Genomic DNA, 16941 nt, shown 5'->3' on the forward strand with positions numbered 1-16941 from the left:
CTACAGGCCACCGGTAGCCTGAAACCCTATGCCTGCCGCGGTCAGCAATGAGAGCGGCAGGAACAGCGTATCCAAAAGCATGCTGCCCGGCAGGTCCAGGTGTGGATAAGCCGGCGCCTCGGCCCCGAAGCGGTCCTTGGGGCAGCACCCACCATTGATCACATACATGTCCAGCCGGGTCCCGGCATACACCACTGGCGCGCCAGGCTTGTTGGCATCCAGCGTGCGCACCGTGGCGCAGCCGCCAAGCAGGCTTGCCGCCAGCAAGCCGGCCAGCAAACGGCTCAATCATCCGCCCCGAAATGATGCTCACCCCAGCGCGGCAACATGTCCTGCGGAATGTTCAGCAGGTTGAGAATGCGTGCCACGACGAAGTCGACCAGGTCATCAATGGTCTGCGGCTGGTGATAGAACCCCGGCGCCGCAGGCAGGATCACCGCGCCCATCTGCGACAGCTTGAGCATGTTCTCCAGGTGAATGGTCGAGAATGGCGCCTCACGGGGCACCAGGATCAGCTGCCGACGCTCCTTGAGGGTAACATCGGCGGCACGCTCGATCAGGTTGTTGCAGGCACCGGTGGCAATAGCTGACAAGGTACCGGTAGAGCACGGCACCACCACCATCGCCGCTGGCGCGCCAGAGCCCGAAGCCACCGGCGACATCCAGTCTTCCTTGCCGTATACGCGGATCTGCCCGTCGGCAGCACCGGTGTATTCGGTCAGAAACGCCTGCATGGCCTGCGGCTTGGCTGGCAGCACCACGTCGGTCTCGGTGGCCATCACCAGCTGCGCGGCCTTGGAGATGAGGAAGTGAACTTCACGGTCCTCGCGCACCAGGCAATCGAGCAGGCGCAGGCCATACTGCGCCCCGGAGGCGCCGGTCATGGCCAGGGTGATACGCTCCGGTCCGCTCACTTCAAGGCCTCGGCCAGTTTGCCGTGCAGCCCACCGAAGCCGCCGTTGCTCATGATCACAATATGGGTGCCTGGGCGCGCCTGGCCCTTGACCCGCTCGATGATCGCATCGAGGCTGTCGGCAACCACGCTTGGCACCTTGCATTGCGCCGCAGTGGCAGCCAGGTCCCAACCCAGGTTGGCGGGCGCGTACCAGATCACCTGGTCGGCGTCGTTGACGCTTTCCGGCAAGCCGTCACGGTGGGCACCGAGCTTCATGGAATTGGAGCGCGGCTCGATGATGGCGATGACCGGGGCTTCGCCGACACGCTTGCGCAGGCCGTCGAGGGTGGTGGCGATGGCGGTCGGGTGGTGGGCGAAATCGTCGTAGATGGTCACGCCCTGAACTTCAGCGACCTTCTCCATGCGCCGTTTGACGCTCTTGAACGCGCTCAGACCGTCGATACCCATGGCCGGCACCACGCCCACATGACGGGCAGCGGCCAGCGTGGCGAGTGCGTTGGCGACGTTGTGCTGGCCGGTCAGGGCCCAGTCCACCACACCCTGCACTTCACCTTCGAACAACACCTCGAAACGCGAACCGTCGGCGCTGAGCAGACGTGCCTGCCACTGGCCACCTTCGCCGGTGGTCTGTACGGGGGTCCAGCAGCCCATGCCGATCACGCGCTCCAGCGCTTGCTCGCGGGTCGGATGAATGACCAGGCCCTCGCTTGGAATGGTCCGCACCAGATGGTGGAATTGCCGCTCGATAGATGCCAGATCAGGGAAGATGTCTGCGTGATCGAACTCAAGATTATTGAGGATCGCGGTGCGCGGGTGGTAATGCACAAACTTCGAACGCTTGTCGAAGAAGGCGCTGTCATATTCGTCGGCCTCGACCACGAAGAACGGCGTGCCGCCCAGGCGCGCCGACACCGAGAAGTTCTGCGGCACGCCGCCGATCAGGAAGCCCGGGCTCATACCAGCGTGCTCCAGCACCCAGGCCAGCATGCTGCTGGTGGTGGTCTTGCCGTGGGTACCCGCGACGGCCAGCACCCAGCGGCCCTGCAACACATGGTCGGCCAGCCACTGCGGGCCGGACACATAAGGCAGGCCCTTGTTCAGCACGTACTCCACTGCCGGGTTGCCGCGCGACATGGCATTGCCGATGACCACCAGGTCCGGTGCAGGGTCCAGCTGAGCCGGGTCGTAGCCTTGGGTCAGCTCGATGCCCTGGGCTTCGAGCTGGGTGCTCATGGGTGGGTAGACGTTGGCGTCGGAGCCGGTGACACGGTGGCCGAGTTCTTTGGCCAGCACGGCCAGCGAACCCATGAAAGTGCCGCAAATACCGAGAATATGAATATGCATGGTCAACCTCGCAAAACTTCGAGGCAGGGTAGCCCAGGGCGCGGGAAATCGCACCCGGTGTTTTGCTCAGACGCCCCTGGCGATACCGTGTTTGCGCAGTTTTCGATACAAGGTATTGCGGCTGATGCCCAAGTGCTCGGCGACCCGGGTCAGGTGCCAGTGTTTTGCCTCCAGGATATCCATCAGTGCCTGGCGCTCAGCGCTCTGCAATACGTCGGCCCCCACCAAGAATTCAGCCTCGACACCGGACCTGTGGGAGCGGGCATGCCCGCGTAGAGGCCCGACCTGGCAATCCAAGGCGAGGGCGTTGCCCTCGTTCGCGGGCATGCCCGCTCCCACAGAGGGCGCGTATGTCCTGATGATGGTGGGAAGGTCCAGAAACCGGATGATGGAGCCCTCACACAGCGCGACCAGTGTCCGCAGCACATTGCGCATCTGCCGCACGTTCCCAGGCCAGGCAAAGCTCAGCAGCGCCTGCCGTGCCTCGGGCGCCAAATGTACAACCTGCCCCTGCGCCTCCTGGCGCAACAGTAAGTCCAGCAACGCCTCCTTGTCACTTCGCTCGCGCAGTGCTGGCAGCGCCACTTCCAAGCCATTTAACCGGTAGTACAAGTCTTCGCGGAAACTCCCCTGCTCCACCCGCTCGAGCAAATCACGGTGGGTCGCACTGACGATCCGCACATCCACCGCCTGCGGCTCACCGCCAATCGGCACCACCTGGCGCTCTTCAAGCACCCGCAGCAGGCGGGTCTGCAACGCCAGTGGCATGTCGCCAATCTCATCCAGCAGCAAGGTACCGCCATCGGCCTGCAACAGCTTGCCGCGCATGCCCTCCTTGCGCGCACCGGTAAAGCTACCGCCGCGATAGCCGAACAGCTCGCTCTCGATCAGGCTCTCGGGGATCGATGCACAGTTCACCGCCACGAAAGGCTTGCCGCGGCGCTGGCTGGCCTGGTGCACCGCCTGCGCGAAGGCCTCTTTGCCGCAGCCGGTTTCGCCGCACAGCAATAGCGGTACGTCGCGCTCGAACACGCGCACGGCACGCTGGAAGTCGTGTTGCAAAGCCGGGTCCAGCAAGCAGATGCCCGGCTCAGCGGAGGGCCTGAACTGGGGCAGGCTGGCCGGCACCGTCCAGAGCGGCGTCTGCGCCTGGCCGCGCAGGCTGGCGAACACTTGCCGGCCATCGCGGGTGCGCAACGGCCAGACCGTGCTGCCGCCTGGCGTGGCACGGCTGAACAGCTCGTCATGGCTGCAGGCGAAGAACATCTCCAGCGGTTTTCCCAGCACACCGCCGCGAATGGTGCCTAGTAGATTCAGCGCACTCTGGTTGGCGGCGCAGATGCGGCCATCGCCGTCGAACGCCAGCAAACCCTCGCTGAACTGCCCGACCGACTCGGCCTGCACGTGAAAACGCAGCAGCCATTGCTGCTCGAAATGACGCAGGAAATAACAGCTCTCGATCATCTTCGCCGAGAGGTTGACCAGTGCCATGGTGTGGAACTGGCTCTGGCGCGATACGTCTGGCCGCGCCGACGACACATCGAGCACCGCCAGTAACTCGCCGTGCGGGTCGAACACCGGGCTCGCCGAGCAGGTCAGCCCGGTATGGCGGCCGCGAAAATGCTCGTTCTGGTGAATGGTCAGGGCCTGGCGCTCGACCAGGCAGGTGCCGATGCCATTGGTGCCCTCGCGAGCCTCACTCCAGTCCGCCCCCAGCCACAGCCCGGCACGCTCGAAGTTGCGCCGTTCATTGGGTGCGGTGACACAGTTGAGGATCACCCCGCGGGCATCGGTCAGCAGCACCGCGTGGCCGGCACCGGACAGCTGCTGGTGCAGGCTGTTCATCTCGTTGTCGGCGATTTTCAGCACCTGGCGCAGGCGCTCGCGGCTCTCCAGCAGGCGGCCGTGCTCGAGCACCACCGGTGCCTCGATCACCGACGGGTCGAGGTGGTAATCGTCGAGGCAGCGCAGCCACGAGCGGGCAATGGAAGGATCACTGCCAGCTTCACCACGGGCAACGGTATGCACCTGCTGGGCATGGCGGATGAATGAATGGTTCTGCATTTGTTGTTGTTCTCCGCAGATAGAGATTTACCCCAGCATCCTCCACCCGCGCAGCCTTTGCAACGTGCCCGCCGGCAACGTGTCGCAAACGGTACAAAGTGTCACCCAAGCCGTGCCAACCGTGGCACACAGCGCCCTCGACGGTCACCGTACACTGATCCAAGTCATTGATTCCACAGGCGTGCGCCACGCTGGCCCAACCTTTGCTCTACGCTTTTCAACTCCTCAACAAACATAACAGCCAGGAGACACACCATGCGTTACGCACATCCCGGTACCGAGGGCGCGAAGGTTTCCTTCAAGAGCCGCTACGGCAACTTCATCGGCGGTGAGTTCGTGGCCCCCGTCAAAGGCCAGTATTTCGAGAACACTTCCCCGGTGAACGGCCAGCTGATCGCCGAGTTCCCTCGCTCCACTGCCGAAGACATCGATAAAGCCCTGGATGCCGCCCACGCCGCTGCCGACGCCTGGGGCCGCACCTCGGTACAGGACCGCTCCAACGTCCTGCTGAAGATTGCCGACCGTATCGAACAGAACCTGGAAATCCTGGCCATCACCGAAACCTGGGACAACGGCAAGCCGATCCGCGAAACCCTCAACGCCGACATCCCGCTGGCCGCCGACCACTTCCGCTACTTCGCCGGCTGCATCCGCGCCCAGGAAGGCGGCGCCGCCGAAATCAACGAAAACACCGTGGCCTACCACATCCACGAACCGCTGGGCGTGGTCGGGCAGATCATCCCGTGGAACTTCCCGATCCTGATGGCCGCCTGGAAGCTCGCGCCAGCCCTGGCCGCTGGCAACTGCGTGGTGCTCAAGCCGGCCGAACAGACCCCGCTGGGCATCACCGTGCTGGTCGAGCTGATTGGCGACCTGCTGCCTAAAGGCGTGCTCAACATCGTCCAGGGCTATGGCCGCGAAGCCGGTGAAGCGCTGGCCACCAGCAAGCGCATCGCCAAGATCGCCTTCACCGGCTCCACCCCGGTCGGCTCGCACATCATGAAATGCGCGGCCGAAAACATCATCCCGTCCACCGTCGAGCTGGGCGGCAAGTCGCCGAACGTGTACTTCGAAGACATCATGCAGGCCGAGCCGAGCTTCATCGACAAGGCCGCCGAAGGCATGGTGCTGGCGTTCTTCAACCAAGGCGAAGTGTGCACCTGCCCATCGCGCGCCCTGGTGCAGGAGTCGATCTACCCGCAGTTCATGGAAGTGGTAATGAAGAAGGTGCTGCAGATCAAGCGCGGCGACCCGCTCGACACCGACACCATGGTCGGCGCCCAGGCCTCGCAGCAGCAGTTCGAGAAGATCCTCTCGTACCTCGACATCGCCCAGAAGGAAGGCGCCGAGCTGCTGACCGGCGGCAAGGTAGAAAAACTTGAAGGCTCGCTGGCCACCGGTTATTACATCCAGCCGACCCTGCTCAAGGGCAACAACCGCATGCGCGTGTTCCAGGAAGAAATCTTCGGCCCGGTGGTCAGCGTCACCACCTTCAAGGACGAAGCCGAAGCCCTGGCGATTGCCAACGACACCGAGTTCGGCCTCGGTGCCGGCGTGTGGACCCGCGACATCAACCGCGCCTACCGCATGGGCCGCGGCATCAAGGCCGGTCGCGTGTGGACCAACTGCTACCACCTGTACCCGGCGCATGCCGCGTTCGGTGGCTACAAGAAGTCCGGTGTTGGCCGTGAAACCCACAAGATGATGCTCGACCACTACCAGCAGACCAAGAACCTGCTGGTCAGCTACGACATCAACCCGCTGGGCTTCTTCTAAGACCGCGTCGTGCCCTTCGCGGGACAAGCCCGCTCCTACAGGAGATCGCATACCCCTGTAGGAGCGGGCTCGCCCCGCGAAGAGGCCAGGCCTGCTGCCACAGAACCCAGAGCCTCAACCGCTCTGGCTCGCTTCCTGCAGTACCCATCACCATCGGCCCGGACCCCTTCAGGCCACCAAGAAAAAGAACAGGTGAAACTATGCCAAGCGATCAATCCGCCGGCGTGCCGGCAGGGTCTTCCGTCGACTTCGAAAAAGTCGGGTCGGACTATTTCCAGCAACGTGAACTGAAAAAAGGCGCCGCCGGCTGGGTACTGCTGGTGGGCCTGGGCGTTGCCTATGTGATTTCCGGCGACTATGCCGGCTGGAACTTCGGCCTGGCCCAGGGTGGCTGGGGCGGCATGTTCCTCGCCACCTTGCTGATGGCCACCATGTACCTGTGCATGTGCTTCTCGCTGGCCGAGCTGTCCTCGATGATCCCTACCGCTGGTGGCGGCTATGGCTTTGCCCGCAGTGCCTTCGGCCCATGGGGCGGCTTTTTGACCGGCACGGCGATCCTCATCGAGTACGCCATCGCCCCCGCCGCCATCGCCACGTTCATCGGTGCCTACTGCCAGTCACTATTCGGCATCGGCGGCTGGATGATCTACCTGGCGTTCTACGTGGTCTTCATCGGTATTCACATCTTCGGTGTGGGGGAAGCCCTGAAGCTGATGTTCATCATCACCGCCATCGCGGCCATCGCCCTGGCCGTATTCCTGGTGGCCATGGTGCCCCATTTTGATGCAGCCAACCTGTTCGACATCGCCAAAACGGACGCCGCAGGCGCCAGCAGCTTCCTGCCGTTCGGCTACGTCGGCGTGTGGGCAGCGATCCCCTATGCCATCTGGTTCTTCCTTGCCGTCGAAGGCGTGCCACTGGCCGCCGAAGAAACCAAGAACCCCAAGCGTGACCTGCCACGCGGCCTGATCGGTGCGATGCTGGTGCTGCTGGCCTTCGCCCTGCTGATCCTGGTGGTCGGCCCCGGCGGTGCGGGCTCCGAAGCACTCAAAGCCTCCGGTAATCCACTGGTCGAGGCACTCGCCAAGGCCTACGGCGGCTCCACCTGGATGGGCAGTTTCGTCAACCTGGTGGGCCTGGCCGGCCTGATTGCCAGCTTCTTTTCGATCATCTACGCCTATTCGCGGCAGATCTTCGCCCTTTCCCGCGCCGGCTACCTGCCGCGCAAGCTGTCGGAAACCAACAAGAGCAAGGCCCCGGTCATGGCATTGGTGATCCCCGGGATCATCGGCTTCGCGCTGTCGCTGACCGGCCAGGGCGACCTGCTGATCCTGGTGGCGGTATTCGGTGCCACACTGTCGTATGTACTGATGATGGCCGCGCACATCACCCTGCGCATCCGCCGGCCGAAAATGGAGCGCCCCTACCGCACCCCGGGCGGCATCTTCACCTCGGGCCTGGCGTTGGTGCTGGCCTGTATCGCCGTGGTCGCGGGCTTCCTGGTCGACCCACGGGTGGTAATTGGCGCTGCCGTGATCTATGCGGTATTCATTGCCTACTTTGCGTTCTACAGCCGCCACCACCTGGTCGCAGGCACACCGGAAGAGGAATTCGCCGCGATCCAGAAGGCCGAAGAGGCTCTGCACTGATCAACGCCACCTGCCGCGGGCCAGCCCGCGGCTCTGGAGATTCTGTATGGCAAGTTTCGTACACACGGTGGGCCATCTGGTTTACCGCTTCGACAGCCTCAAAGAGGTGATGGCCAAGGCCAGCCCGGCCCGTTCCGGGGACTTTCTGGCGGGCGTCGCCGCCGCCAACGACGGCGAGCGAGTGGCTGCGCAGATGGCCTTGGCCAACATCCCGCTGACGCATTTTCTGAATGAAGCACTGATCCCCTACGAACAGGACGAAATCACCCGCCTGATCGTCGACACCCACGACGCCCAGGCCTTTGCCCCGGTCAGCCACCTGACCGTTGGCGGCCTGCGCGACTGGCTGCTCGGCGATGAGGCCAACGAACACAGCCTGCGCGCCCTTGCCCCAGGGCTGACCCCGGAAATGGCCGCCGCCGTGTCGAAGATCATGCGCGTGCAGGACCTGGTGCTGGTGGCGCAGAAGATCCGCGTGGTCACCCAGTTCCGCGGCACCATGGGCCTGCGCGGGCGCCTGTCGACCCGGTTGCAGCCCAACCACCCGACGGATGAGCCGGCCGGCATCGCCGCCAGCATCCTCGACGGCCTGCTCTACGGCAACGGCGACGCCATGATCGGCATCAACCCGGCCACCGACAGCATCGCCTCGATCTGCGCCCTGCTGGAAATGCTCGACGCCATCATCCAACGCTACGACATCCCCACCCAGGCTTGCGTGCTGACGCACGTCACCACCTCGATCGAAGCAATCAACCGCGGCGTGCCGCTGGACCTGGTGTTCCAGTCGATCGCCGGCACCGAGGCGGCCAACGCCGGCTTCGGCATCAACCTCAACGTGCTGCAGGAAGGCTACGAGGCTGGCCTGTCGCTCAAGCGCGGCACCCTCGGGCAGAACCTGATGTACTTCGAGACCGGCCAGGGGAGTGCGCTGTCGGCCAACGCCCACCACGGCGTCGACCAACAAACCTGCGAGACCCGCGCCTACGCCGTGGCCCGCCACTTCAAGCCGTTTCTGGTCAACACCGTGGTCGGTTTCATCGGCCCCGAATACCTGTACAACGGCAAGCAAATCATCCGCGCCGGCCTCGAAGACCACTTCTGCGGCAAGCTGCTCGGCGTGCCGATGGGCTGCGACATCTGTTACACCAACCACGCCGAAGCCGACCAGGACGACATGGACACCCTGCTGACCCTGCTAGGCGTGGCCGGGATCAACTTCATCATGGGCATCCCCGGTTCCGACGACATCATGCTCAACTACCAGACCACGTCCTTCCACGACGCGCTGTATGCGCGCCAGACCCTGGGCCTGAAGCCCGGGCCGGAGTTCGAAGCGTGGCTGCAACGCACCGGCATCTTCACCCAGGCCGATGGCCGCGTGCGTTTTGGTGACAACCTGCCGCCGGCATTCCGCCAGGCCTTGGCACAGCTGGCTTAGAGGTGAATATGGCAGACCGATCCCCACCCCCGCTCTCTACCCAGGAAAGCCCATGGCTGGCCCTGCGCAACCTGACCCCGGCGCGCATCGCCCTGGGCCGTAGCGGCACCAGCCTGCCCACCGGCGCGCAACTGGATTTCCAGTTCGCCCACGCCCAGGCCCGCGACGCCGTGCATCTGGCCTTCGACCACGCCGCCTTGAGTGAACAGCTCAAGGACCGTGGCCGCGACAGCCTGGTACTGCACAGCGCGGCCAGCGACCGCCACCAGTACCTGCAACGCCCTGACCTGGGCCGGCGGCTGAACGACGACTCGGCCGAGCGCTTGCGCCAGCATGCCCAAGCCAACCCCGATGGCGTCGACCTGGCCATCGTGGTCGCCGACGGCCTCTCGGCCCTGGCGGTGCACCGCCATACCTTGCCTTTCCTGGCCCGTTTCGAGGAACAGGCCGCCGCCGATGGCTGGACCAGCGCCCCGGTGGTGCTGGTGGAGCAAGGCCGGGTGGCAGTGGCGGACGAAGTCGGCCAGTTGCTCGGTGCACGCATGACCGTGATGCTGATCGGCGAACGGCCAGGGTTGAGCTCGCCCGACAGCCTGGGCCTGTATTTCACCTATGCGCCCAAGGTCGGACTGACCGATGCCTACCGCAACTGCATCTCCAACGTCCGCCTGGAAGGGCTGAGTTATGGCATGGCTGCCCATCGCCTGCTGTACCTGATGCGCGAAGCCTGCCGCCGGCAGCTTTCCGGAGTGAATCTGAAGGATGAAGCCGAGGTCCATAGCATCGACAGCGAAAATGCCCACAACCAGCGAGGCAATTTCCTGCTCGGCGACAGTTAAAGAACATGTCACGGAAGGCGGATTGCACTTGTAGCTAGCATTGGGGCAGCATGCCCATGAACGCTGCAGGCATTTCGCTATTTCCCCAAATGGACTCTGAGGGCCGCACATGCGCATCATCAAGGCAACCCTGGAACACCTCGATCTGCTTACCCCGCTGTTCGTCAGATACCGCGAGTTCTATGGGCAGCTCCCGTACCCGGACAGCTCCCGGGCCTTTCTGCAAAAGCGACTCAAGCGCGACGAGTCGGTTATCTACCTGGCCTTGGCGGATGATGATGACGGCAAGTTGCTCGGTTTTTGCCAGCTGTACCCAAGCTTTTCGTCGCTCTCGCTGAAACGCGTATGGATCCTCAACGACATCTTCGTCGCCGAGGACTCGCGGCGTATGCTGGTGGCCGACCATCTGATGCGCGAAGCCAAGAAAATGGCCAAGGACACCCAGGCCGTGCGCATGCGGGTATCGACCAGTGCCAACAATGAGGTAGCGCGCAAGACTTATGAGTCGATCGGCTTTCGCAAGGACACCGAGTTCGAAAACTACATCCTGCCGATCAGCCAGGACTGACCTGCACGCCGCTCCTACAGGTTTTTCACAGTCCCTGTGATTGCATAACGCCTGTAGGAGCAGCGGTGCGGCTGTAGACGCGGTAATCCCCCGCTACAAACTCCCCGGGCAGGTTTCCCACTTCGCCGTATAATGCCCCTCTGTCGTGTGTGAAAAGTTACCCACTGTCAGGAAATGATGCCGACAACCAGGGCATAGCCCGTCATCGCGTGCCCGTATAGGCGGGTCAAGAACACAGGTGCTGTACATGGAATTCAACCCGCTGGACTTAATTCTGCATCTCGATACCTACCTCGATCTGCTGGTTAACAACTACGGCCCCTGGATCTACGCGATCCTGTTCGCTGTGATCTTCTGCGAAACCGGTCTGGTGGTGATGCCATTCCTGCCGGGCGATTCGCTGTTGTTCATCGCCGGTGCCGTGGCTGCCGGTGGCGGCATGGACCCGGTCCTGCTGGCAGGCCTGCTGATGGCTGCGGCCATCCTGGGCGACAGCACCAACTACATCATTGGCCGCACGACGGGCGAAAAACTGTTCAGCAACCCCAATTCGAAGATCTTCCGCCGCGACTACCTGCAGCGCACCCACGAGTTCTATGAACGCCATGGCGGCAAGACCGTGACCATGGCGCGCTTCCTGCCGATCCTGCGCACCTTCGCGCCGTTCGTCGCCGGTATCGCCCACATGCACTACCCGCGCTTCCTCAGTTTCAGCGTGGCGGGTTCGCTGCTGTGGGTTGGCGGCCTGGTGACCTTGGGCTACTTCTTCGGCAACGTACCGTTCATCAAGCAGCACCTGTCGCTGATGGTGGTCGCCATCATCGTGTTGTCGCTGGTACCGATGATCCTCGGCCTGCTGCGCAGCCGCCTGGGCCGCACCGCCAAGGCCCACTGACAGCAGGCATGTGGTCCTTGAGCGCCTGGCGGCGCAAGCGCACCCTCGCGCGCTACCCGATCGAACCACGGCAATGGCAGGCGATCCGTGATCGCCTGCCGATGCTTGATGGCATCACTGATGCCGAAGACCAGTGGCTGCGCGACGCCAGTATCCTGTTCCTGCTCGACAAGCACCTGACCACCCTTCCCGGCGTCGAGCTGGACGACGAGCAGCGCCTGTTTCTCGCCGCCCAGGCGCAACTGCCGCTGATGCACCTGGGGGAGTTGAACTGGTACCAAGGCTTCCACGAGATCATCCTCTACCCCGACGACTTCAAGAGCCCGCAGCGCCACCGTGATGCCAGCGGCGTGGAGCACGTGTGGGATGCCGAGCACAGCGGCGAAGCCTGGCAGCAGGGGCCGATCATCCTGGCCTGGGCCGGGGTGCTGGCCAGTGGCGGCTGGGAGGCCTACAACCTGGTGATCCACGAGCTCGCGCACAAGCTGGACATGCTCAATGGCGACGCCAACGGCCTGCCGCCGCTGCACCCGGGCATGCGCGTGGAAGACTGGGCCACGGCCATGCAGCAGGCCTACGACGACCTCAATCGCCAGCTCGACGCCGACCCCGACGCCGAAACCGCCATCGACCCTTACGCTGCGGAAAACCCGGCGGAGTTCTTTGCCGTCACCAGCGAATACTTCTTCAGCGCCCCCGACCTGCTGCAGCAAGCTTATCCACAGGTGTACCAGCAGCTGTCGATGTTTTACCGGCAGAACCCTCTCGAACGCCTGCTGAAGCTGCAAGCCGAGCACCCGGAATACCGCGAAAGCCACGCCTGATGCGGCCGCGCATCTGTCCACACATCAGGCCAGGCGTGGCATGGGCTGGTGGAATGTGCCTATAATCGCCGCCACTTTTTTGATCAAACACGGGGGCACCGCCCAATGAGCTACAGCAAGATTCCGGCTGGCAAAGACCTGCCGAACGACATCTACGTCGCTATCGAGATCCCGGCCAACCACGCGCCGATCAAGTACGAAATTGACAAGGACAGCGACACACTGTTTGTCGACCGTTTCATGGCCACCCCGATGTTCTACCCGGCCAACTACGGTTTCATCCCGAACACCCTGGCCGACGACGGTGATCCGCTGGATGTGCTGGTCGTGACGCCGTACCCGGTTGCTCCAGGCTCGGTCATCCGTGCTCGTCCAGTCGGCGTGCTGAACATGACCGACGACGGCGGCGGCGACGCCAAGGTCATCGCCGTTCCTCACGACAAGCTGAGCCAGCTGTACGTCGACGTAAAGGAATACACCGACCTGCCAGCCCTGCTGATCCAGCAGATCGAGCACTTCTTCGCGAACTACAAGGATCTCGAGAAGGGCAAGTGGGTCAAGATCGAAGGCTGGGAAGGCGCCGACGCCGCCCGCGCCGCGATCACCAAGTCGGTCGCTGCCTACAAGGGCTGATACCGCTTTGCAGAAAAACCCCGCCTCGGCGGGGTTTTTTTATGGGTGATGGCAAAGGCCGGTAAAAAATCCTACGCCGCCCTACACCTTCGCCCTACATCCCAGCTTTTTTCACGGCGTTCATGTCAACATCACGTTCATTTCACTACTGGCCTCCGGCCGCTACACTCGGACTCATGAAAAGATCCGGTGACCGTCTCAAGGCACTCCTTCGGGAATGTGGCCTGACTCCCTCAGACTTCGCTGCCCAGCGCCGCGTTACGTCGCAGCACATCAACAACTGGTTCACCCGCGGCATCCCGATTGCCCGCCTCGATGAGATGGCTGAATTGTTTTGCGTGCAGCGCCGCTGGCTGCAGACCGGCGAAGGCCCCAAGCACCCGCATTCGTTCCTGCGCATGTACGCGCCCCAGGCGTCGCCGATGCTAACGCCATCGCAACAGCCTGCTTCTTTGGTGCAGGTGCCTTTCAACGAGCTGCGCAATGGCGAGCTCATCGCACTCGACGGTCATCACCTGGCGATGCCGGCCACCGCGCTGGAGGCATTGGCTGTGCCGGTGGGCAAAGCCATCTGCATGACCATGCCGGCCGACAATATGGCGCCGTGGATTCCACGCGATGCGATCCTGGCGATCGACCTCAGCTATACCCAGGTGGTTGATGGCGAAATCTATGCTCTGTTGCACAACGGCAGGCTCAGGGTGAACAGCCTGAGCCTCGGCCACCGGGGCACCTTGTGCCTGCATAGCCATAACCGGCGTGAGGTTGTCGAACGCTACACGACCTTGCAATGCGCAGTGCAGAAGCTAGAAGTATTGGGCTGGGTGTTTCATTGGTCGCATTACCGCCAGCGCCGCCCCGGCTGACACACGCTGTGCCATTTTTTGCTGGGCATACTGCGCCGGCCCTTGTATGCTACGCCGCACATTCAGCCCCGGCCGGCGCAAGCCGCGTTCCAGAGGGCTCGGCGACGTTCCACACGATCGTTTGCCATCTCTTTCAGGCCCTTGCTGGCCACACAGTTAAGGCGGTTGCGACTTACCATAAATTAGTCGGAACCGTCCCCGAGAAGCCGGCCACAAGCCGGCTTTTTAATGCCTCAAGATAATCCTGCCTCATTCAAGTAGCTTCTTGAGATCTCATCTAGCAAGGTGTTCTCAGAGGTGCGGATTGACAATCCTGGTCAACCGTCTTTTTGTACCTTCTTGCGTAAAAGCCAGCCGATAGGCGCCCCTGCGTTTCTGCCCTCCAAACCCAGCAAGGTCTACCACGTACTCGTTGGTTCCAATCAACTTATAACCGACCTTCCGGTTACTCAGGCCATCTATGGCTCGATGCAGTATTTTTGAGTCCTGGCTCGACATGCCTTGCTCGGCAAAGTGCTGAGGATTTTCCACGGTGAATATAAAATAATTTTTAGCGCTATTTGAGCTACCCGAAGTGTGATCCTCAGCCGATTCAGCAGCAATATTTTCGGTCCTTTTTCCTCTGGCGAGCATATGAGATTGTTGCTCAAAAATAGTTTCCGCTTTTTGTGTATTATCAACCTGGTCAGTGTGCGAACCTAGCTTCATGAGTACAACATGACCCGCGCCGATGGCTTGCAAATTTTGCCCCACGTTATGGCGCTTGCTCAGGAACCTTCTAACACTTCGCTCATCTTTGGCCAAATAAGAGTAGGCATGCAGCGCGTCATCCTCCTCATAAAGATGAAACTTAAACTCTTCACCCAAGTATTTATATTTTTCAGAGAACTCATGCATCATGAAATCTTTAAGCCTTTTCACAACACGCTCCGGAAGATCATGTTTACTACCGGCATTTTTGGCCATCCTTTCAATAATTTTAATTGTTTCGCGCTCAGCAGCTTCATGAGTCAACCTTTCTTCAATCGCCATGCGGTCCAAAACACGTCGATGCAGCAGGGGAGCAAGCGCAATTACACTAATCAAAAGCACGGCTGCCGCGATGTATAAACCAAGCTGCTCTTCGGTTGACATCCTTCCATCTTGATCGTGAAACACGACCGGATTGTTCCGCGTCATCCGATACACATTCAACCCATCCACATCCCCCGCCGGGTCCGGATTGATCCAGCGCTGCAACCACGGTGCGTAATACCTGTAACCGTAGTAATACAACCCTGTTGCATCGCGCTCCTTACCCGAATACCGCACCGTCTTGTATTTCGCTTCGACAGCGCTGCGCGCTGCCCACCAGGCGGTACCGCCGTAGGCGTAATAACTTTCCTGACTGATCAGTTCGGCGTTTTGCGCCAGTTCCAGCATGCTGCTGCCCAAGTGATCGCTTACGCTGTAGCGCAGTTGGTCGTTGTCGATCCCACCTGGCTTGCCGGCCTCCCAATGCAGTAGCCGCACACCACTACGCCCGGCTTGAGTGGTGACTACCTGCAACTGTTCACCTGACGCTAGCGTGCGGATCTCCAGTCCCGGCAAATAGCGCACTTCACTGACTTGCGCGCCCCTCAGGGTTTTCGTTCTACGGACCTTGCGCACCCGTTGTCCATTGCCGTCGTACACATAGGCTTCCACATCGTCGTCCCGGCCATCGGGCTCTTCACGGACGACTTGGGTCACCAGGCCCAGTTGATTTCGCGCATCCCATTGCATGGCCTGCCCCGGCGCCAGGGCCTGTTGATTGCCATTGGCATCAAAGCCTTTGCCAAAATCGATCGGTGAACCCTCGCTCTCCTTGAACAAACTGCGGTTGCTCCCGGGGTCGACAGACATGACGCGGTGGCTCACCACAGCGCCATTCACCTTGTGCAGCAGATCGGTCAGATTACCGCCCCGGTCATAGCTGAAGTCCTGCGTGTAGTTGCGCCAGCGGCTGTCATCTACCTTGCCGAAGATCTCGACCCCAGGCAGCGCAGGGCCGATGGTCTGGCTTGCGTTTTCGCGCCCGCTGGCGCTGATCAGTTGATAAAGGGTGTCGTAGGTATAGTTGCTGACAGCCGCTACCCGTCCCGCTCCCCACTTCACTGGCTGAGCCAAGTCTTCGATACGATTGATATTGCCCACGGGGTCGTACGTGTACTGCAGATGCAGCAACCGCTTGCCATCGGCCTTGCTGGCCTGGAAGTCGACAAGCCGGCCATTCACTGTCGAATAGCGGGTCGTGGTAGTGACATGGTTGCCCGCCAGTTCCATCGTCACCTGCCCCGAGGCGTTGTACTCGACCTTTTCGAGTAGCCCCTGATCATTCAGGAACGATCGACTGGAGCGACCTGCAATGTCCATCTCGAAACGCTGCACGTTACCCATAGCATCCAGGGTTTCGATCATTGCGCCCAAGGCGTCGTGCTTCCAACCGGTGTTGTAACGCACATCAATATTCTGGGCTTTGTTTTTTTCCAGTAATTTATCGCAAGCATCCACCGATTCAGGCCAATCGGGCGGCGTCAGTGCCTGCAGAAATTGACGTGTCTCTTGACTTGGCTGACCCTGCAGGTTGAACCGCTCATGCCACTGAGTCCCTGCAGGGTCATCGTGACGAATCATCTGGCCGCAACGGTTACGCCTGGCCTCCTCGGCATCGCCGCCTGCATAAGTGAAGCGATCAGTGCAGCGCCGATCCATCTCGCCAGACACTTGCTCAAAAAGCGCCGTGGGGCGCATAGACTGGTCGTACTCAATCTGTTGATGAGTACCGCGACCATCCCAGTGATCAAGTACTTGACCGGCCATGTCACTGAAAACAGTACGAACGCCAGCGTCGATACTTTCGCTCTTCAGCACCTGCCCGGAAAGTCCGTAATGCATGACTTGATTAGGTAGCTGTTGCGGATCGTTCTTTCGGGCCTCAAAAAAACGCGGATCGCACTGCTGACCAAGATGACCACGGGCGTCGAATACTTGTTGATCAATGCGTATGTCGAGGGCGGCACTGTTTCCAGTGCCACCACGATGACAGGTAACGTTGCGCACAACTAAGCCACGCGAATCAGTCACGTCCAACGCGGGGGTATGCCG

Annotated in this window: 14 protein-coding genes; 9 read left to right on the forward strand and 5 right to left on the reverse strand. The window is 61.6% G+C overall.

Features of this window, described 5'->3' with window-relative positions:
* The 4 genes from APH28_RS11915 to APH28_RS11930 form a co-directional block, all read right to left on the reverse strand.
* On the reverse strand, positions 1–288 hold the full coding sequence (locus APH28_RS11915; RefSeq protein WP_060509547.1) for a YceK/YidQ family lipoprotein: 288 nt from the start codon (positions 286–288) through the stop codon (positions 1–3).
* The gene (gene ubiX, locus APH28_RS11920; protein ID WP_060509549.1) at positions 285–914 is read right to left on the reverse strand and encodes a flavin prenyltransferase UbiX; all 630 of its coding nucleotides are present in this window, start codon (positions 912–914) and stop codon (positions 285–287) included. The genes APH28_RS11915 and ubiX overlap by 4 nt, the downstream gene beginning before the upstream one ends.
* Positions 911–2260, reverse strand: coding sequence for a UDP-N-acetylmuramate:L-alanyl-gamma-D-glutamyl-meso-diaminopimelate ligase (mpl, locus tag APH28_RS11925; protein WP_060509552.1), 1350 nt, complete (start codon positions 2258–2260; stop codon positions 911–913). The genes ubiX and mpl overlap by 4 nt, the downstream gene beginning before the upstream one ends.
* 66 nt (positions 2261–2326) lie before the next feature.
* Entirely contained in the window at positions 2327–4324 is a 1998-nt protein-coding gene (locus APH28_RS11930; RefSeq protein ID WP_060509554.1) for a sigma-54-dependent Fis family transcriptional regulator, read from the reverse strand.
* A 255-nt stretch (positions 4325–4579) separates the two neighbouring features.
* On the opposite strand from APH28_RS11930, the gene APH28_RS11935 reads away from it, so the two are divergent.
* The 9 genes from APH28_RS11935 (at position 4580) to APH28_RS11975 (ending at position 13815) form a co-directional block, all read left to right on the forward strand.
* Positions 4580–6100: an aldehyde dehydrogenase family protein gene (locus tag APH28_RS11935; RefSeq protein WP_060509557.1), complete on the forward strand. Its 1521-nt coding sequence runs from the start codon at positions 4580–4582 to the stop codon at positions 6098–6100.
* A gap of 200 nt (positions 6101–6300) precedes the next feature.
* A complete protein-coding gene (gene eat / locus APH28_RS11940) occupies positions 6301–7749 on the forward strand; it encodes an ethanolamine permease (RefSeq protein WP_060509559.1) in 1449 nt (482 codons plus the stop codon).
* 46 nt (positions 7750–7795) lie between these two features.
* A complete protein-coding gene (locus APH28_RS11945; RefSeq protein WP_060509560.1) occupies positions 7796–9190 on the forward strand; it encodes an ethanolamine ammonia-lyase subunit EutB in 1395 nt (464 codons plus the stop codon).
* A gap of 8 nt (positions 9191–9198) precedes the next feature.
* Positions 9199–10029 carry an ethanolamine ammonia-lyase subunit EutC gene (gene eutC / locus APH28_RS11950; RefSeq protein ID WP_060509562.1) on the forward strand — a complete coding sequence of 277 codons (831 nt, stop codon included), beginning with the start codon at positions 9199–9201 and terminating at the stop codon, positions 10027–10029.
* A gap of 109 nt (positions 10030–10138) precedes the next feature.
* The gene (locus tag APH28_RS11955) at positions 10139–10597 is read left to right on the forward strand and encodes a GNAT family N-acetyltransferase (protein WP_060509565.1); all 459 of its coding nucleotides are present in this window, start codon (positions 10139–10141) and stop codon (positions 10595–10597) included.
* 247 nt (positions 10598–10844) lie between these two features.
* Positions 10845–11492: a DedA family protein gene (locus APH28_RS11960; RefSeq protein ID WP_060509567.1), complete on the forward strand. Its 648-nt coding sequence runs from the start codon at positions 10845–10847 to the stop codon at positions 11490–11492.
* Between the two features lie 8 nt (positions 11493–11500).
* On the forward strand, positions 11501–12316 hold the full coding sequence (locus tag APH28_RS11965; protein ID WP_060509569.1) for a zinc-dependent peptidase: 816 nt from the start codon (positions 11501–11503) through the stop codon (positions 12314–12316).
* A gap of 105 nt (positions 12317–12421) precedes the next feature.
* Entirely contained in the window at positions 12422–12949 is a 528-nt protein-coding gene (gene ppa, locus APH28_RS11970; protein WP_003255365.1) for an inorganic diphosphatase, read from the forward strand.
* Positions 12950–13125: 176 nt separating this feature from the next.
* Positions 13126–13815 (forward strand): XRE family transcriptional regulator, encoded by a 690-nt coding sequence (locus APH28_RS11975; protein ID WP_060509570.1) that lies wholly within the window; start codon positions 13126–13128, stop codon positions 13813–13815.
* A gap of 291 nt (positions 13816–14106) precedes the next feature.
* On the opposite strand, the gene APH28_RS11980 is transcribed toward APH28_RS11975, so the two are convergent.
* Positions 14107–16920: an RHS repeat domain-containing protein gene (locus APH28_RS11980; RefSeq protein WP_177334259.1), complete on the reverse strand. Its 2814-nt coding sequence runs from the start codon at positions 16918–16920 to the stop codon at positions 14107–14109.
* Between the last annotated feature and the right edge of the window lie 21 nt (positions 16921–16941).

It is taken from the genome of Pseudomonas sp. NBRC 111124 (assembly GCF_001320245.1).
Taxonomy (GTDB): Bacteria; Pseudomonadota; Gammaproteobacteria; order Pseudomonadales; family Pseudomonadaceae; genus Aquipseudomonas.